This window comes from Pseudomonas sp. SF2, assembly GCF_036858055.1.
In the GTDB taxonomy this organism is placed as follows: Bacteria; Pseudomonadota; Gammaproteobacteria; order Pseudomonadales; family Pseudomonadaceae; genus Aquipseudomonas.
Genome location: NZ_JAMBDI010000048.1, coordinates 13,236 through 32,057 on the forward strand (window position 1 = coordinate 13,236; position 18,822 = coordinate 32,057).

10 protein-coding genes and 2 pseudogenes are annotated in these 18,822 nt (G+C 63.3%); 7 read left to right on the forward strand and 5 right to left on the reverse strand.

Annotated elements, in window-relative coordinates:
- Positions 1-40: 40 nt before the first annotated feature.
- On the reverse strand, positions 41-5,569 hold the full coding sequence (locus M2S36_RS22180; protein WP_333957857.1) for a dermonecrotic toxin domain-containing protein: 5,529 nt from the start codon (positions 5,567-5,569) through the stop codon (positions 41-43).
- A gap of 152 nt (positions 5,570-5,721) precedes the next feature.
- Here M2S36_RS22180 and pip point away from each other — a divergent pair, with 152 nt between their 5' ends.
- The 7 genes from pip (at position 5,722) to M2S36_RS22215 (ending at position 14,488) form a co-directional block, all read left to right on the forward strand.
- Positions 5,722-6,693, forward strand: a complete 972-nt coding sequence (pip, locus tag M2S36_RS22185) for a prolyl aminopeptidase (RefSeq protein ID WP_207828389.1) — start codon at positions 5,722-5,724, stop codon at positions 6,691-6,693.
- Entirely contained in the window at positions 6,690-7,127 is a 438-nt protein-coding gene (dtd, locus tag M2S36_RS22190) for a D-aminoacyl-tRNA deacylase (RefSeq protein ID WP_207828391.1), read from the forward strand. Before pip ends, dtd begins: the two co-directional genes overlap by 4 nt.
- Positions 7,128-7,390: 263 nt before the next feature.
- The gene (locus M2S36_RS22195) at positions 7,391-9,103 is read left to right on the forward strand and encodes a glucan biosynthesis protein G (protein ID WP_207828394.1); all 1,713 of its coding nucleotides are present in this window, start codon (positions 7,391-7,393) and stop codon (positions 9,101-9,103) included.
- On the forward strand, positions 9,096-11,669 hold the full coding sequence (gene mdoH, locus M2S36_RS22200) for a glucans biosynthesis glucosyltransferase MdoH (RefSeq protein ID WP_207828402.1): 2,574 nt from the start codon (positions 9,096-9,098) through the stop codon (positions 11,667-11,669). The genes M2S36_RS22195 and mdoH overlap by 8 nt, the downstream gene beginning before the upstream one ends.
- A gap of 252 nt (positions 11,670-11,921) precedes the next feature.
- Positions 11,922-12,719 (forward strand): transporter substrate-binding domain-containing protein, encoded by a 798-nt coding sequence (locus M2S36_RS22205; RefSeq protein ID WP_024087841.1) that lies wholly within the window; start codon positions 11,922-11,924, stop codon positions 12,717-12,719.
- 79 nt (positions 12,720-12,798) lie between these two features.
- Positions 12,799-13,761: an amino acid ABC transporter permease gene (locus M2S36_RS22210; protein ID WP_087499690.1), complete on the forward strand. Its 963-nt coding sequence runs from the start codon at positions 12,799-12,801 to the stop codon at positions 13,759-13,761.
- On the forward strand, positions 13,754-14,488 hold the full coding sequence (locus M2S36_RS22215) for an amino acid ABC transporter ATP-binding protein (protein ID WP_063912406.1): 735 nt from the start codon (positions 13,754-13,756) through the stop codon (positions 14,486-14,488). The genes M2S36_RS22210 and M2S36_RS22215 overlap by 8 nt, the downstream gene beginning before the upstream one ends.
- Positions 14,489-14,599: 111 nt before the next feature.
- Here the strand turns inward: M2S36_RS22215 and M2S36_RS25180 are convergent, their stop codons facing one another.
- From M2S36_RS25180 to M2S36_RS25195, 4 genes and pseudogenes are all read right to left on the reverse strand, one after another.
- Positions 14,600-15,472, reverse strand: coding sequence for a methyl-accepting chemotaxis protein (locus M2S36_RS25180; RefSeq protein ID WP_416774522.1), 873 nt, complete (start codon positions 15,470-15,472; stop codon positions 14,600-14,602).
- A pseudogene (locus M2S36_RS25185) lies at positions 15,455-16,543 on the reverse strand (methyl-accepting chemotaxis protein); the annotation flags it as partial. The gene M2S36_RS25180 and the pseudogene M2S36_RS25185, both read right to left, overlap by 18 nt.
- 262 nt (positions 16,544-16,805) lie before the next feature.
- A complete protein-coding gene (locus M2S36_RS25190; RefSeq protein ID WP_416774524.1) occupies positions 16,806-17,678 on the reverse strand; it encodes a methyl-accepting chemotaxis protein in 873 nt (290 codons plus the stop codon).
- Positions 17,661-18,722: pseudogene (locus M2S36_RS25195) on the reverse strand (methyl-accepting chemotaxis protein); the annotation flags it as partial. The gene M2S36_RS25190 and the pseudogene M2S36_RS25195, both read right to left, overlap by 18 nt.
- Between the last annotated feature and the right edge of the window lie 100 nt (positions 18,723-18,822).

Below are 18,822 nucleotides of genomic sequence, written 5' to 3' on the forward strand. Positions count from 1 at the left end.
CGACGCGATGCAGGTCATGCGCGTCGCCAGTCACTGCGGGTCAGTTGGTGTTGATCTGCTTGATGGTGAGTTCGCGCAGTAGCTCCTGCTCTTCCTGATCCTTGTCATCCTGCAGGCCTTGCTGCAAGTTCAACTCATCCTGAAGCGAGTGGTCCTTGCTGGCCAGTTCGAGCACGCGCAGGCGGAAACGGGCCTCTATTTCGGCGAAGCGGTCGGCATATTCGGTTCGCAGACGCATGCTCCAATCCGGATTCGCCAGCATGTAGTCGACCAGTGCATCGCTCAGTTCACTTTTACGGACCTTTTCCAGCACGTTGGATAGCTCATCGCGCGCGAGGTTCGCAGCCCCTCGAAAACGCATGCTGTCGGCGATCGGCAGGTCCAGTTCCCTGGCCAGTTCGCGACGGTAGGCCAGGCGCACCGAGACCCGGTCACCCGTGCCAGTCCGTTGGTTGGCCAGTAACTCCAGCCGTTCGATCCGGAAAAGCTGCAACAGGCGATGTCGCAGTGCTTGCAGGGTATCGCCGGCGTCGATCAACAGGCGTTGGCTCATCAGGTACAGTTCAATGTTGTTGAACTCCTGCAGCGCGCCATCATGGCAGGTCTGCGAGCCGGTTTCCGGGTCTGGCAACGCTGCTGCGGCGATGCTCTCCATGATCGGTCGTTCGGATTCGTTGCTTGCAGCCACCACCAGCATCATGCGTACCCGTTCGCAGAAGGTGGTTCGCGTATTCGGGTCAACGTATGGGGCGGCATTGTGCAAACGGCCCACCAGACGCAACAGGTCACTGCCTTCCAGTTGTTCCCAACAGTCCTGCAGCGCCTCGTTCTGCGCCTCGCTGCCCAGCATCCAGTCCTCCAGCCTGGGCGTATCGTCGCCCAGCAGGGGGAAGTGAGGGTGGTCGAGTGACCCTTCGCTCGAAGAATCGACGGCCATCAGGTTGCCCGGAATATCCAGGGCAAAGGAATAGCTGTGCTGGCTGCTGTCCGAGAACGCGCGTACCCGCAGGATGGTTTCAAGCGGCAGCGGGTTGTCGAACAGGGCGATCGACGAGATCGGCATGGGGTTGTTCAGGTTCGAGAGGATGTGCTCGGGCAACTGGGTAATGTTGTTCGAGCTCAGGTCCAGCAGCTCCAGCGGCAGCAAGCTGTCACACCAGCTAGGCCAGGCTTGCAGGTTCATGTTGGTCAGTGCGAGTGACTGCAGGCTGCTGGACAGTGATGCGGGTACCCGCTCGATGCTGCCCACACGGTTGCCTGACAGGTCCAGCGAGGTCAGGTGTTGCAGCCCTGCGAAGATATCCAGCATGGCCTGGTCGACTTCCAGCCCCATGTTGCGAAACTCCAGGTAGGCGAGCTGGGGAAGGCGAGCCAGGGCCGATGCCAGCGCGGGGGTGGCGGCCTGGTGCTCGTCGATGGTCAGTCGGGTGACGTTCGGGAACCGCCTGAGCAGTTCATCGAGCTGCGAGGCGCTGCCCCGTAACCGCGTCAGGCCAAGTGCACGCACGCGCGCACCGAAGAACGCCGGAAGCCGCCTGGGGAAATGCTCGATGGCCACCTCCTCGAGTTGCAAGCGAAGGTATGACTGGCCCTGCTCCTGTTGTTCCCAGAATTGACTGATCGCCGACTCGATGCGCTGCCTGTCTGCCAGCGCGGCCTGGGTCAAGGGGTTGCTCGAGCTGGACGCCTGGGCCCAGCCATCGATCGCTTCGCGCATCTGTTGTCGCTCCTCGCGAATGCGGGCGAGCTGTTCGGAAAGTGCTGCGGGCTGGTCCGTGGTGATACCCGACGTGTCGAAACGCTCATTCAGCAGCAAGCGCTGCAGGTGGGATTCATTGATGCTGTTGCCTTCCAGGGCGATCACCGGTGGGGTTGTCAGCGTGTCTGTTTCGTGAAGCAGGAACGAGGGCAACGACCTGAGGTTGTTGTGGCGCAACGACAGACGGGCAATGCGCGCCAAGGCGTCGCTGCCAATCCCGATTGGCCATTGGGCCAGCTGCATCTGGTCCAGGCCCAGGTAGTCCAGGGTCAGTTCATGGAAACTTGGCCTGTTGCCCTGCGCCAGACGGTTACCACTCAGGTCCAGGTATCTCAACTGGCGAAGCCCTGCCAGCAGGTTCAGGTCACTTTCGGAAAGCGCCATGTTCTGGTTGGTGATCACCAGCCGTTGCAACCCTGGCAAGTGTTCGGTGATGGTGGGAATGCAAAACAGGAAGGACGAGGGCGTTGCCCTGGGGTCGAACGGCCGGCTGATTTCCAGCGACTCGATCTGTGGCATCTGCCTGAGCAGGCGTTGCAGCAGGCGCTCGTTTTGCGCCCAGCCTGCCAGGGTTCCTGAAGGCAGGTCGATCAGGCTCAGGCTGCGCACCCGTGCGTTGAAGAAATCGGGCAAGGTCAGGGGGATGTCGGCCAGGGGCACACGGGCGATACGCAGCTCGGTGCCAGGCCCGGCGCTGTCGTCCAGTGCGGCGTCGTACCAATGTTGCATGATCGAGTCACGCAGGCTGTCGTAGTCGTGTGCTGCCTGGTCGGTTGCCGGCGAAATGGCTTCGCTCCAGTCGTCCAGCCTGCTTTGCAGCTCGTTGCGCTGCTCCAGCAGTGTCTGCAAATGTTCGAATATCTGCAGCGGTGTACGGCCGTGACCGGCAAGTGCCAGCAGCACCTGGTCCGGGGAGCGGCCGGTACGTGCAGCGAGGCCTGTGGCTTCGACAGCTTCGAGCAGGCGCTGGCGGGTGACGCCTTGCGTGGCCGGGCCGCCGCCACTGAGCGGGTAGCCGAGGCGGCCGTCGGCCAGGCGCATGGGGGAGCGATAGCCAGGGCGTACGGGCTGCATGCCCAGCAGCACCCTCAGGGCCGGGCGAGGCAGCAACGGGCTTTCCTGTACAAGGCGCTGCAGCGCTTGCGGGGCGGCGACATCCATTTGTGCCATGGCCGCTGGCAGTGCCTCGTACAAGGCGGCGTAAAGGCTTGGGTGGGTTGTGACCACCGCACTCGACAGGTTTTCGTCGTGAACGATGTACCCTGCCCGGGCGTGGGTGATGGTCTTGTACGGGTGGTCGTCCAGCGGGCCTATGGCATGGTCCTGGGTCGGCCAGGACACACGCTGGAGCAGCCGGAGCCTGGCTTCTGTGGGCCAGCCTGGCAGGCGTTCGAGGGTGTGCATGATCAACCGGTCGCTGTCCCAGTTTGGCACGCTGGACAGGTACAGCCCTTCACGGGCGCGGGCCAGGCGGATGTGTTGCTGGTAGACGCGGGCCTCCTCGCCAAGGCGCAGTGGTACCTTGCCGTTGTCGAGCATTTGCAGCTCGTCGGTACTGGCGCCGCGCGCCAGCTCGTTGGCGACTGCTACCGGCAGTTTCGGGTACACCCGCTGTATGGCCTCGGCGCCCGGCGCCAGGCTGAGCGGCAGGCTGGCATAGGCCTTGGAAAACTCAGCTGGGCGAGTGCTGGCATCCGGCAGTTGGCGGATCGTTTCGTCCAGCTTGAAGCGTTGCAGGGTGTCTTCCAGCAAGGCCGGCAGCCGTTGGCTGTCGGCCAGGGCCCGGCGCAGCTCGTCTTCGTGTATGCCGCTGACGGCGAAAATCCGTTGCAGTGTCGGCTCGTCGAAGTGCGCGCTCAAGTGGCCGATACGGCGCAATAGCGTCGTGCCCGACCAACTCAGTGGCTTGTCCGTTACCTGCAACCATGCCCCGGCACCGTTGTGCCGCACTGGCGGTTGGTAGCGGCGAGGATTTGCCGGGTGTTGCAGACGATACTCACCGGTCGTTGGCGCTGGTGTGACGATGTACTGATTGCCCTGCAATACCAGCCAGCGTCTCCCTTGGTGATGCCGTAGGCCCAGTTCGTCCGGTACCAGGTCGTCGGGCAGTGTCTCTGTGCTTTGGTAGGGCGTGAGGTCGGGTTTCCACAGGCGCGTCTGGCCATCGGGTGTTTCCACGTCTTCCAGTTCTTCGATGAAGGAAGGCGTTTCCACAGGAATACGTGCCAGCTCTGGCGCCTCATCCGCTGGCTCTTCGATCTCCGGCCCTTCCAGCGCGTTGCCGGCTTCGCCGCCCCGTGAACCTCCCAATGCCTTGGCTGCCGCGCCGAGGGCGGCCATGATCGCCATGTTTTCGATCACATCGACCAGGTAGCCATAGGCTGTATCACGCTCGTCGTTTTCCCAGGCGTCGATACCGTCATACACCTCATGGGCCAGCTGGGCCAGGCACACGGCAAGCATCGCTTCGCCCAGCCCCGGCACGAAGAAGCCGGCGATGTTCAAGCCCGTCAGTACGCGGCTGGCAATCAGTTCCCGGTGGGCGAGTGCGGTGCGCCGGTCGACGATTTCGGTCGGCGTGGCGTGGAACAGCACATCCTTCTCATGACGCTGGGCCTTCTGGAAGGCCATCACGCCCTGGAATGCGTGGCTGAAAGGCCTTTTGACCGGGTACAGGGTGGCGTGCGGGTCCGGAACACGTTCCTGCAGGCCGCGAACACTCCAGGCGAGGGGGGTGAGCCGGTCCTTGAGGCGGGTGATTATGGGCGCCTTGTCGCGGTCGGCGAGGTGCCTGTCCAGGTAGCCGATATCGGCCTGGAGCCTGTCGCGCAATTCGTCGTGCAGGGCTTTCTGGCTGGTGAACTCCTTGAGTGGCGTCGTGCTGTCTTCAGGAATATACAGGGCCACGGCCTGATGCCCTGCGGCTTGCAGGGTGATGAGCACAACCCCGGTCAGTTCGGCTTCCCACAAGTCGAGCAAGCTGAAGGTAATCGGTGAGGAGGGCGACGGCGCCTGGTCAAGTGGCGCGGCTAGAGCGGCGGTATATAGCGTTTCGCTGATGTCGCCCTTGAGGCGGGCGAAATGCAGGGATTGCCGGAATGCCGAGACCTCGGCACGCCCCAGGGTTTCATAAACGGCCAGTGCGGTTTCATCGGCGCTGAGCGGCGGCGTGGCCGCCGGATAGTAGATGGCATGTACCCGCTCATGGTACTTGCCGCCGATATCCAGCGTGCGACACAAGTCGGCGAAGTCTTCGGCGGCGATGTCCAGTGCATTGATGATCGGCACGGTACCCATGAAGCGCCGATGATCGACGATGACCGACTTCTTCAGCAGGCTAGCGGGCGCGTCCATGCCATGTTCGGTGGTGGCGGGCAGGTCGAAGTTGTGCAAGGCGCAATGCAGCAGCGAGCGCGTAGCCCGGTCGATGGCCTGGCGGCTGTCGATGGCACTGGTCGCCTCGATCAGGCGGGCATCGATGAGGTAGGTGTTGCGCACATCCAGGTCAAGCCCGAATTGCTGCTTGACGGCTTCGGTGAGTGCTTGGGTGGCGTAGGTTTCCAGGGTTGGAAGCTGTTCGAACAGCTTGTGCACCTGCGCCTGGTGTTCGCGGTGGCGTGCATGCTCCTCCTGCCATGCCTTGGCGACTTCCGGTTGTTGCTGGAGTGCCGTTGCCAGCCAGGCAGGGGTTTGAAGCCAGTTGCGCATCGCGCGGTGGGTTTCTGGCGGAGCCTGCTTGAGCCAGGTGGGGACTTTGCGCTCGATGGTGGCGTAGTGAACACTAGGCGCGGCAGTGACTGCAGTTGGCATGGCGAGGCCCTTGCTTGATTTGGGGCAAGGGACTATCGCTGGCCTGTCCGGGCTGTGGGAGGTAGATATATGTGCCCTTCAGGGGCAGTGCTCAAAGCGCAATTCAGGTTTATGATGGCCCACGGCTGAATAATCCTCACACGGAGTGCGCAATGCAGACCCTGTACCCGCAGATCAAACCCTACGCCCGGCACGATCTGGCCGTGGAAGCGCCGCATGTGCTGTATGTCGATGAAAGCGGCTCGCCAGAAGGTCTGCCAGTGGTATTCATCCACGGCGGCCCGGGCGCCGGTTGCGACGCCCAGAGCCGCTGCTACTTCGACCCCACCCTGTACCGCATCATCACCTTCGACCAGCGCGGCTGTGGTCGCTCCACGCCGCACGCGAGCCTGGAGAACAACACCACCTGGCACCTGGTCGAGGACCTGGAGCGCATCCGCGAGCACCTGGGCATTGATAAATGGGTGCTGTTCGGCGGCTCGTGGGGTTCCACCCTGGCCCTGGCCTACGCCCAGACCCACCCCGAGCGGGTACATGGCCTGATCCTGCGCGGTATCTTCCTGTGCCGCCCCCAGGAAATCCAGTGGTTCTACCAGGAAGGCGCCAGCCGCCTGTTCCCCGACTACTGGCAGGACTACATCGCGCCGATCCCGCCGGAAGAGCGCGGTGACCTGGTATCGGCCTTCCACAAGCGCCTGACCGGCAACGACCAGATCGCCCAGATGCACGCGGCCAAGGCCTGGTCCACCTGGGAGGGCCGTACTGCCACCTTGCGCCCCAACCCGCTGGTGGTCGATCGCTTCTCCGAGCCGCAGCGCGCGCTGTCGATCGCCCGTATCGAATGCCACTACTTCATGAACAATGCTTTCCTCGAGCCGGATCAGCTGATTCGCGACCTGCCGAAAATTGCTCATCTGCCGGCGGTGATCGTGCATGGCCGCTATGATGTGATTTGTCCGCTGGACAACGCCTGGGCGCTGCACCAGGCCTGGCCGAACAGCGAACTGAAGGTTATCCGTGACGCTGGCCACGCGGCTTCCGAACCGGGCATCACCGATGCCTTGGTGCGTGCTGCCGATCAGATGGCCCGACGTTTGCTCGATCTGCCCCTGGAAGAAGCATGAGGGGCCTGCTGCAACGTGTGCGCGGCGCACGGGTGGAAGTAGCGGGGGAGGTGGTAGGTGCCATCGACCAAGGTTTGCTGGTGCTGGTGGCCGTCGAGCCTGAAGATACCCGTGAGCAGGCCGACAAGCTGCTGCACAAGCTGTTGAACTACCGGGTGTTCAGTGACGAGCAGGGCAAGATGAACCTGTCGCTCAAGGATGTCGGGGGTGGTTTGTTGCTGGTGTCGCAGTTCACCCTGGCGGCAGACACCCGCAACGGCATGCGCCCGAGCTTCTCGACGGCAGCGCCACCGGCCCTCGGCGCCGAGTTGTTCGACTATCTTTTGCAGCAAGCCAGGGCTCGGCACGCCGACGTGGCAAGCGGGCAATTCGGCGCAGACATGCAGGTGCACCTGGTCAATGATGGCCCCGTAACATTTATGTTACAAATGTGAGGGCAAAAAACCCCTTGTTCACAAGAAAACAAGGGGTTTTGTACGATAAATAGTTGTTCCAGCCTGATGCGTTGTCACGCGACCTGCTGGATAATCGCGCGCTGCATGGACCTGCGTTCGCAGGTTCGTTTCACTCTGACTCGAGCATTGTCTGGATCCGTTTGGGGAATCATTACGCCCTCACGGGGTCCGAACAGTGCTCGCCAACCCGGCATTTGTCGCTGGCCGTTGGTTTCATGATCTGTTTTCGGCGAGGGTTGCTCGTGATTGTTAGTCCCCAAAAAGCATCAAGAATCCCCGGAACCGGGCTACGCAAGGCCCTGATGGCCAGTGTGGCACTGATCGGCCTGATGAGCGCGGGCCAGCTGTGGGCATTCAATCTTGACGATGTTGCAGCCAAGGCAAAGGATCTGGCCGGCCAGAAGTACGACGCACCGAAAAGCAACCTGCCAGCCGTATTCCGCGACATGAAGTTTGCGGACTACCAGAAGATTCATTTCCTGCAGGAAAAGGCCGAGTGGGCCAAGGACAAGACTCCGTTCAAACTGTCGTTCTATCACCAGGGCATGCACTTCGACACCCCGGTGAAGATCAACGAGGTCACCGCCACCAAGGTCGAGGAAATCAAGTACGACCCGAGCCGTTTCGAATTCGGTGACGTGCCCCACGACCCGGAAACCACCAAGAACCTGGGTTACGCCGGTTTCCGCGTGCTGTACCCGATCAACAAGGCCGACAAGCAGGACGAGATCATGACCCTGCTTGGCGCCAGCTATTTCCGCGTGGTCGGCAAGGGTCATGTATATGGCCTGTCGGCCCGTGGCCTGGCCATCGACACCGCACTGCCGTCGGGCGAGGAGTTCCCGCGCTTCACCGAGTTCTGGGTCGAGAAGCCCAAGCCGACCGACAAGCATCTGGTGATCTACGCCCTGCTGGACTCGCCGCGTTCCACCGGCGCCTACAAGCTGACCCTGCGCCCGGGCAACGACACCGTGGTCGACGTGCAGTCCCGCGTGTTCCTGCGTGACCATGTCAGCCGCCTGGGCATCGCCCCGCTGACCAGCATGTACCTGTTCGGCCCCAACCAGCCGTCCAAGGTCCTCAACTACCGCCCGGCCCTGCACGACTCTGAAGGCCTGTCGATCCATGCCGGCAACGGCGAGTGGCTGTGGCGCCCGCTGAACAACCCGAAACACCTGGCCGTGAGCAACTTCAGCGTCGAGAACCCGCGTGGGTTCGGCCTGATGCAGCGCCAGCGCGCCTTCAGCGACTACGAAGACCTCGACGACAACTACCAGAAGCGCCCGAGCGCCTGGATCGAGCCGAAGGGGGACTGGGGCAAGGGTACCGTCGACCTGGTCGAAATCCCGACTGCCGACGAAACCAACGACAACATCGTGGCCTTCTGGAGCCCGGAAAAGCTGCCTGAGCCAGGCAAGCCATTCGAGTACGCCTACCGTCTGCACTGGACTATCGACGAGCCGAAGTTCCAGGCCCCCGAGCTGGGCTGGGTCAAGCAGACCCTGCGTTCCACTGGCGACGTCAAGCAGTCCAACCTGATCCGCCAGCCAGACGGCAGCGTGGCCTTCCTGGTCGACTTCGCCGGCCCGGCACTGGCCGCCCTGCCGGAAGACACCGCCGTGCGCAGCCAGATCAGCGTGGCCGACAACGCCGAGGTGGTCGAGAACAACCTGCGCTATAACCCTGAGACCAAGGGCTGGCGCCTGACCCTGCGTTTGAAGGTCAAGGAAGCCAACAAGTCGACCGAAATGCGTGCCGCGCTGGTGCGTGACGTGCCGGTCGAAGCCGCCAAACCTGCCAAGCAGGACAAGGCTGCAGCCAAGCAAGCCAAGGCCGAGAAAACCGCCAAGGCCGAACAACCTGCCGCCGATGCGGCGCCCACCAACGGGACCCCGGCCACCACCGAGAAGGTGCTGACCGAGACCTGGAGCTATCAGTTGCCTGCCGATGAGTAACTCAAGCGCAAGGCCGGAATCGCTTCGCGAGTACCTGGCCCACCTACCACTGAGCGACGAGCAACGGGCGGAACTCGCCAGCTGCACGTCATTCAGTGAGCTGCACCAACGCCTGGCGGCCAACCCGGCCGCCAGCTCTGCCGAGGCCGTGCAGGCCTCGGTGGGCCCGCGCCTGACCGTAGGCAGCGCCGCCGAGCTGGAAGACGCCGAAATGCTTGGCGTCGACGGCAGCGGCCGCCTGTGCCTGAAGATCGCCCCGCCGATCAAGCGCACCAAGGTCGTGCCCGAGCCATGGCGCACCAACGTGCTGATCCGCATGTGGCGGCGCATGACCGGCCGTACCAACGCGCCGCAGCCGCCCAAGCGCGAGCTGCCGCCGGCCCGCTGGCGCACGGTCGGCTCGATCCGCCGTTACATCCTGCTGGCGCTGATGATCGGCCAGACCATCGTCGCCGGCTGGTACATGAAGGGCATCCTGCCGTATCAGGGCTGGTCGTTCGTGGACTTTGACGAAGTCGTCAACCAGCCGCTTTGGGACACCGTGGTGCAGGTATGGCCGTATGCCTTGCAGACGTCCATCCTGATCCTCTTCGGCATTCTGTTCTGCTGGGTGTCGGCGGGCTTCTGGACCGCGCTGATGGGCTTCCTCGAGCTGCTCACCGGGCGTGACAAGTACAAGATTTCCGGTAGCAGCGCAGGCAACGAGCCGATCGCGCCCGAGGCGCGTACCGCGCTGGTGATGCCGATCTGCAACGAAGACGTGCCACGCGTGTTCGCCGGCCTGCGCGCAACGTTCGAGTCGGTGGCTGCCAGCGGCAACCTTGACCGCTTCGACTTCTTCGTGCTCAGCGACACCAACGACACCGACATCGCCGTGGCCGAGCAACAGGCCTGGCTGGACGTGTGCCGCGAAACCAAAGGCTTTGGCCGCATCTTCTACCGTCGCCGTCGGCGCCGGGTGAAGCGCAAGAGCGGCAACCTCGACGACTTCTGCCGTCGTTGGGGCGGCGAGTACAAGTACATGGTCGTACTCGACGCCGACAGCGTCATGAGCGGCGAGTGCCTGAGCAGCCTGGTGCGCCTGATGGAGGCCAACCCGGACGCCGGCATCATCCAGACCGGGCCTAAAGCCTCGGGCATGGACACCCTGTATGCGCGTCTGCAGCAGTTCGCCACCCGCGTGTACGGCCCGCTGTTCACCGCCGGCCTGCACTTCTGGCAACTGGGCGAGTCGCACTACTGGGGCCACAATGCGATCATCCGCATGAAGCCGTTCATCGAGCACTGCGCCCTGGCGCCGTTGCCGGGCAAGGGCGCGTTCGCCGGTGCAATCCTCTCCCACGACTTCGTCGAAGCCGCGCTGATGCGCCGTGCCGGCTGGGGCGTGTGGATTGCCTACGACCTGCCGGGCAGCTACGAAGAACTGCCGCCGAACCTGCTCGACGAGCTCAAGCGCGACCGCCGCTGGTGCCACGGCAACCTGATGAACTTCCGCCTGTTCCTGGTCAAGGGCATGCACCCGGTGCACCGTGCAGTGTTCCTCACCGGGGTGATGTCGTACCTGTCGGCGCCACTGTGGTTCCTGTTCCTGGTGCTGTCGACCGCGCTGCTGGCGACCAACACGCTGATGGAGCCGCAGTACTTCATCGAGCCGTACCAGCTCTACCCGCTGTGGCCGCAGTGGCACCCGGAGAAGGCCGTAGCGCTGTTCTCCACCACCATCGTGTTGCTGTTCCTGCCCAAGCTGCTCAGCGTCATCCTGATCTGGGCCAAGGGCGCGACCGAGTTTGGCGGGCGCATCAAGGTCACCCTGTCGATGTTGATGGAGATGCTGTTCTCCATGCTGCTGGCACCGGTGCGCATGATCTTCCACACCCGCTTCGTGCTGGCTGCGTTCCTCGGCTGGGCCGCGACCTGGAATTCGCCGCAGCGTGACGATGACTCCACGCCGTGGAGCGAAGCGGTGCGCCGCCATGGCCCGCAGACCCTGCTGGGCATTGCCTGGGCGGCGCTGGTGGCCTGGCTGAACCCGAGCTTCCTGTGGTGGCTGGCGCCAATCGTCGGTTCGCTGGTGCTGTCGATCCCGGTTTCGGTGATCTCCAGCCGCACCCGCCTGGGCCTGGCGGCCAAGGACGAGAAGCTGTTCCTCATCCCCGAGGAATACGCCACCCCGCAAGAGCTGCTGGCCACCGACCGGTACACCCACGAAAACCGCTGGCATGCCCTGCATGACGGCTTCGTGCGGGCCGTGGTCGACCCGCGGCAGAACGCCCTGGCCTGTGCCATGGCCACTGCCCGTCATGGCCAGGCGGCACCGATCGAGGCACTGCGCGTCGAGCGTGTGGCCAAGGCGATGGAAGTCGGGCCGCAAGGCCTGGACCTCAATACCCGCCTGGCCCTGCTCAGCGACCCGGTGGCGCTGACCCGCCTGCACGAGCAGGTGTGGGCCGAGCACAATGCGGCGTGGATCAACGTGTGGCGTGCATCGATCAAGAACGACCCGCATTCGCCGCTGTTGCCGCTGCACCCGGAGAATGAAGGCCAACCGGCACTCGTCGGCGCCTGATCGGGCCTCTTCGCGGGCACGCCCGCTCCTACAGGTACTTCACAGCCTTTGAGGCATGCGCTGTACCTGTGGGAGCGGGCGTGCCCGCGAAGCTTTTAGGGCCCTCCCTCGATTTTGGCCAACAAAGTCCCCCCCGGCTCTAGGTCCCCGAGCCGCCATGCGTTAGCATCCCTCTCCGATATGACGCATCGGCCGCTACGGCCATGCCAACAATAAGATTCGCTACTTTTCTTGCTAGGGGACTTGGTGATGATCAAGAAATACCTTTCGCGACTGCTGGTCGGTGTCACCGCCCTGGTCGCCGTGACGGCGGCCCAGGCGGGTGCTATCGATGACGCGGTCAAGCGCGGCACCCTGCGGGTGGGCATGGACCCGACCTACATGCCATTCCAGATGACCAACAAGCGTGGCGAGATCATCGGCTTCGAAGTCGATATCCTCAAAGCCATGGCCAAGTCCATGGGCGTCAAGTTCGAGCCGGTTTCCACCGCCTATGACGGCATCATCCCGGCACTGCTGACCGACAAGTTCGACATGATCGGCAGCGGCATGACCCTGACCCAGGAACGCAACCTGCGCCTGAACTTCAGCGAACCTTTCATCGTGGTTGGCCAGACCCTGCTGATCCGCAAGGAGCTGGCGGGCGAGATCAAGTCGTACAAGGACCTGAACAACGAGAAGTACCGCATCACCTCCAAGCTCGGTACCACCGGCGAAATGGTTTCCAAGAAGCTGATCGCCAAGGCCAAGTACCACGGCTACGACAACGAGCAGGAAGCGGTGATGGACGTGGTCAATGGCAAGGCTGATGCCTTCGTCTACGACGCACCGTACAACGTGGTGGCAGTGGACAAGGCCGGTGCCGGCAAGCTGCTGTTCCTCGAAGAACCCTTCACCTACGAGCCGCTGGCCTTCGGCCTGAAGAAAGGCGACTACGACAGCATCAACTTCATCAACAACTTCCTGCACCAGATCAAGCATGACGGGACCTACGATCGTATTCACGACAAGTGGTTCAAGAACAAGGACTGGCTGAAGGAAATGGAATAAGGCCCAGGCCACAAGCCCGGCTTTATGACCCCGACGCGCAGGCAAACCCTGCGCGTTCGCATTTACGGAAGTACCCCACGTGATCAAACACAAGAAAGCCCAGTGGCCCTGGCACGGTTTGACTGCCCTGGTCCTGGTGGGCCTGGCGTTCAGCCTGTATATGGCCACCTCGATGATTTCCTACGAGTGGCGCTGGAACCGCGTACCGCAGTACTTCGCCTACAAGGCCGAGGAAGCACAGCGCGCCGCCGGTTACGGCACCGTGCAGGAGATCGTCATCTCGGGCGACAATGCCCGTGTCACGCTGAAAGATGAGAACGGTGCCGAGCAGGTACTCGACGTGGCCAAGGACAGCCTGCAGCTGGCCCGCGGCGACGATGTGGCCGAAGGCGACCAGATTGGCGTCACCCGCCACTGGGCGGCCGGCCCGCTGGTCTGGGGGCTGTGGACCACCCTGTGGATTTCGGTGGTTTCCGGTGCCCTGGGCCTGCTGATCGGCTTGTTCGCCGGCCTCTGCCGGCTGTCCAGCAACCCCACCCTGCGTGACCTGACGACGGTGTATGTCGAACTGGTGCGCGGTACCCCGCTGCTGGTGCAGATCTTCATCTTCTACTTCTTCATCGGTACCGTGCTCAACCTGTCCCGCGAGTTTGCCGGGGTGGCCGCACTGGCGCTGTTCACCGGCGCCTACGTGGCTGAAATCGTTCGTGCCGGCGTGCAGTCCATCGCCAAGGGCCAGAACGAAGCGGCCCGCTCGCTGGGCCTGAACGCGGGCCAGTCGATGCGCCACGTGATCCTGCCGCAGGCGTTCAAACGCGTGCTGCCGCCTTTGGCCGGCCAGTTCATCAGCCTGGTCAAGGACACCTCGCTGGTCTCGGTGATCGCCATCACCGAACTGACCAAGAGCGGCCGCGAGGCCATCACCACCTCGTTCTCGACCTTCGAGATCTGGTTCTGCGTGGCAGGCCTGTACCTGCTGATCAACCTGCCGCTGTCGCACCTGGCAAGCCGGCTCGAGCGGAGGCTTGCGCAAAGTGATTGAAGTCCGTGATCTGCTGAAAGTCTTCGACACCCGTGGCCACGTGGTACGGGCTGTGGACAACGTCACCACCCAGGTCGCCAAGGGCGAAGTGGTGGTGGTGCTCGGCCCGTCGGGTTCGGGCAAGTCGACCTTCCTGCGCTGCCTCAACGGCCTGGAGCATTTCGACGAAGGCCATGTGGCCATCGATGGCCTGCAACTGGCCGATCCGAAGACCGACATCAACGCCTACCGCCGTGAAGTCGGCATGGTGTTCCAGCACTTCAACCTGTTCCCGCACATGACCGTGCTGGAAAACCTGTGCCTGGCGCAGAAGGTGGTGCGCAAGCGTAACAAGGCCGACCGCGAGGCCAAGGCCAGGGCGCTGCTGGAGAAGGTGGGTATTGCGCAGAAAGCCAACGAATACCCGTCGCGCCTGTCCGGCGGCCAGCAGCAGCGGGTGGCGATCGCCCGCGCGTTGGCCATGGACCCGAAGGTGATGCTGTTCGACGAGCCGACCTCGGCGCTTGACCCGGAAATGGTCGGCGAGGTGCTGGACGTGATGAAGACCCTGGCCCAGGAAGGCATGACCATGGTCTGCGTTACCCACGAAATGGGCTTCGCCCGTGAAGTGGCTGACCGGGTGTTGTTCTTCGACCATGGCAAGCTGCTGGAGGATTCGGCCCCGGCCGCGTTCTTTGCCGCGCCGAAGGATCCGCGCGCGCAGGCGTTTCTGCGCCAGGTGCTTTAACCTGCACCGGCCTCTTCGCGGGTAAACCCGCTCCCACAGGTACTGTACCGACTTTGAGAGCGGCGAGGTACTTGTAGGAGCGGGTTTACCCGCGAAGCAGGCGACTCCTGTCTAGATGTTGAACCGCCCCACCATCCCCCGCAACTGTTGCCCCAACTGCTCCAGTTCGCCACTCGACGCCGCCGTCTGCTCACTGGCCGCACTGGTCTGATCCGACACATCGCGCACATTCAGCACGCTGCGGTTGATCTGCTCGGCCACCACGCTCTGCTCTTCGCTGGCCGTGGCAATCTGCTGGTTCATGCCCTGGATGTTCGACACCGTATCGGTGATCTGGCTCAACGCATGCCCTGCCTTGCGGCTCAGCTCCACGCTCTGTTCGGTCAGGCTCTTGCTGCTGTCCAGCAACCGTGTCACTTCATCAGTCCCGTTGTGCAGGCTGTCGATCAGTTGGCCAATTTCCTCGGTCGCCGTCGAGGTGCGCTGCGCCAGCCCACGTACTTCGTCCGCCACCACGGCAAAACCGCGCCCGGCTTCACCGGCCCGTGCCGCTTCGATCGCCGCGTTCAGGGCCAGCAGGTTGGTCTGCTCGGACACCGACTTGATCACATCGAGGATGCCGCTGATACGCTGGCTCTCGCCTGCCAGATGCTGCATGGCCGCCAGGCAATGGTCCATCTGCCTGGCCAGTTGTTCGATACGGCCGATGGCCTCGGCCACTACCTGGTCGCCCATCTGCGCCTGCTGGTCGGCGTTTGTCGCGGCCAGCGAGGCCTGTTCGGCGTTCTGCGCCACTTCCTGTACGGTGGCGCTCATCTGGTTCATGGCAGTTGCCACCTGGTCGGTTTCCTCGCGCTGCTGGTTGATGCGCAGTTTGGTGTCCTCGCTACTGGTTGCCAGCTCCGAGGCTGCCTGTGACAGTTGCCCGACGCCTTGGTCGATGCCACCGATCAGCTCGCGCAGGCTCAAGGTCATTTCGCGCATGCTGGTCTGTAACTGGCCCATCTCGTCGCACCGCTGCACCGTTTCGACCTGGCTCAGGTCGCCCTTGGCGATGCGTGCGGCCACGGCCAGGGTCTGGCGCAAGGGTTGGGTGATCTGCAGGGTGATCAGCCAGGCGGCCAGCACACCCACCGCCAGCGCCAGTAGCGCCACGCTGGTCAGCAGCGAGCGGGCAGCCAGGGCTTCGCTGTCGCGTTGCTCGACCTTGCGCTTGCCGAGCTCCAGGCTTACCGCGCGCAACTCATTGCCCATCTTTTCCAGGTTGTTCTGCAATTGCTCGACCTGCACCGCGGCGTGGCGGTACTGGTCCAGGCTGGTGCGGTACTTGGCCAGCTCGATTCCGGGCTGCTCGGTGACGGCGCGCGACAGGCGCAGCGGAGCAAGGCTCTTGAGCAGTTGCCCCAGGCTGGTATCGGCAGCGTCCAGGGCGCTGTCGCCGACCTTGGCGAAGTCCTCGACAGGGGTGAAGGTGTAGGCCGGCACCAAGCTCTGCTGGTTGGCACCGTCGATATGCCGGCTGAGGGTATCCATCAGGCTCAGCACACCGCCTTGCTGACTGTCGGCAGGCATCTCCAGCAAGGCCTGGGTCTGCAGTTCGTCGATCGCCTCGTTGAGCTTCTGTTCCTGCGCCTGCATGGCCTCGCGCAGGGCGATACGGTTGGCGACGGTGCGTTGCAGTTCGCTGAAGTCATCGCGCAGGCGCTGCAGCAGTGCCAGTTTGTCGGTCAGCATCTGCCGTGACTCATCGACGTTGCTGCGTTGTTGCAGCGTGGCAAGCATGCTGTTCAGTTGATCGAGGATAGTGATGATGCGTGACTTGCTGGCGTTGTCGTTCAGCACGCGGTAAGTGATGCGCTCTGCGCGCAGGTCCTTGGTCAGATCGTTTATCTGGCCTATTTCGCTGAGTTGCTGTGAACGGACAATAGCGCCATCCAGTGCACGCCAGCCGCTGATGGTGGTGGCCAGGGTAAGTAGCAGAACCACGGCGAAGCCGAGAGCCAGTTTGGCACCGACACTGATGTTGCCGAGCTTGCGGTTGAGGTAGCCGAGCATGGGAGGTCTCCGTGCGATTGAGAGAGGGAGGCGGGCGTATTGCCGGCATCACACCTCTGCCAATCGGCAGCGGAGTTGTAGGACTTGACCTGATAATCAGGTAGGAAATTTCACCGCAGCATGTGGGAGGATTCTGCCTGTGCCGGCCTCTTCGCGGGTAAACCCGCTCCCACAGGTACTGCACAGGTGTTGAGAGCTGTGCAGTACCTGTGGGAGCGGGTTTACCCGCGAAGAGGCCGGCACAGGCGACCCACCTATCAGCCTAGAGCCTGAACCGCCCCACCAACCCCTGCAAATGGGTACCCAACCGCGCCAACTCCATGCTGGAGCTGGCCGTCTCTTCACTGGCTGCCGAGGTCTGGTCAGAAATGTCCCGCACATTCATCACACTGCGGTTGATCTCCTCGGCCACGGCTGTCTGTTCTTCCGCGGCAGTGGCAATCTGCTGGTTCATCGCCTGGATCGACGAGACGGTGCGGGTGATGGTTTCCAGCGAGCTGCCGGCACGGCGGGTCAGTTCGACGCTGCTGTCGGTCAACTGGCGGCTGCTGTCCATCACGCTGGCCACGCGCTGGGTGCCGCTTTGCAGGCCGGCAATCAGCTCTTCGATCTCTTCGGTCGATTGCTGGGTGCGCTGCGCCAGGCTGCGCACTTCATCGGCCACCACGGCAAAGCCACGCCCGGCCTCGCCGGCACGGGCCGCTTCGATCGCCGCGTTGAGGGCCAGCAGGTTGGTCTGCTGAGCCACCGACTTGATCACGTCGAGCACGCTGCCGATCTTGTCGCTCTCGGCCTTGAGCTGGTTCATCGCTTCGCTGGAGTTGACCACTTCACCGGCCAGGCGCTCGATCTGCGCCACCGCTTCGCCCACCACACGGTCGCCTTCGCGGGCTTGCTGGTCGGCCATCAACGCGGCTTCCGAGGCCTGCTCGGCATTGCGCGCCACTTCATGCACGGTAGCGGTCATCTGGTTCATGGCGGTCGCTACCTGATCAGTCTCGACCTTCTGGTTGTTGACCCCGGCGCTGGTCTGCTCGGTCACCGCCGACAGCTCCTCGGCAGCGCTGGCGATCTGCGTGACGCCATCACCGATGCCGCCGATCAGTTCGCGCAGGCCCTGGGTCATGCGCTGCATGCTGGCTTGCAACTGGCCCAGTTCGTCACGGCGTTGTACCTGCAGCGCTTGAGTCAGGTCGCCACTGGCCACGCGCTCGGCTGCGCGCAAGGTCTGGCGCAGCGGGATGATGATCTGCCGGGTGATGGCCCAGGCTGCCAGCAGGCCGAGGGCCAGGGCCAGCACGGTGGCCACGGCGAGCAGGGTCTTGGCCTGGGCTGCGCCGGCGTCACGCACAGCGGTTTGTGAGATGGTCATCGCCTGGCTGGTCTGCAGCAGTACCGTGCCTTGCTCGGCCATGTGCTGCAGGGCCTGTTCACTGGCGACCTGGGCATTGCCGAACTGGGTGACCGCATCGCGGTAGCCGGCCAGGGCGGTGGCGGCATCGTCCAGGCTGGCGGCATGTTCAGCCGGTACTTTGGCCGGCAGCGCGCGCAGTTCGGCCAGAGCCTGGTCGATGGCTTTGAGCGCCGTTTGCTGGAAATCGGCATTGCCGCTGTAGGTGTAGCCACGCACCTGGAAGCGTGCCTGCTGGAGCAGGGCGCTGACTTCCACTGCGTACTGGTACTGGTTGATATCGCCACCTTGCAGCAGGCCCCGCTGTACCCGGCCGATCAGTTCCGCGGCCTTGTCGGCACTGTCGCCCAGCACGCCACGGCTGGCTTCGCGGCGTTGGCCGGCTTGCTTCAGTTCGTTGAACGCCTGCTGGTAGGTACGCACGGCCTCGCGTTGTTGCTCCAGGCGCTGGCGGTCAGTGGGTTGCTCGATCTGTCCGATCATCAGCTGCACCTGGCGGTCGAGGTTGCCCAGGGCTTTTTCAAGCTCAGCCACCGAGGCTTCGTCACGTTGGCGCTGGTAATGCTGGCGGGCGATGCGCAGTTCCTGGGTGTACTGCTGGATGACCGAGATGTTTCCCAGCTTGTCGCCACGTTCGATGATGCTGTCCATACCGTGCCAGCCGACCAGAGTAATGGCCAGGGTCAACAGCAGCACCAGGCCGAAGCCCAGCCCCAGTTTGCGGTTGACGCTCACATTGCCCAACGATTGGGCGAACCATTGATACATATACGACTCCCTGGCGGCGTGGCAGCACAAATAGTTGTTGTGTTGCCAAGGCCATCGGCCAGGGAGAAGGAAACTTGATGGGCGAAAATGCGGCGTTTAC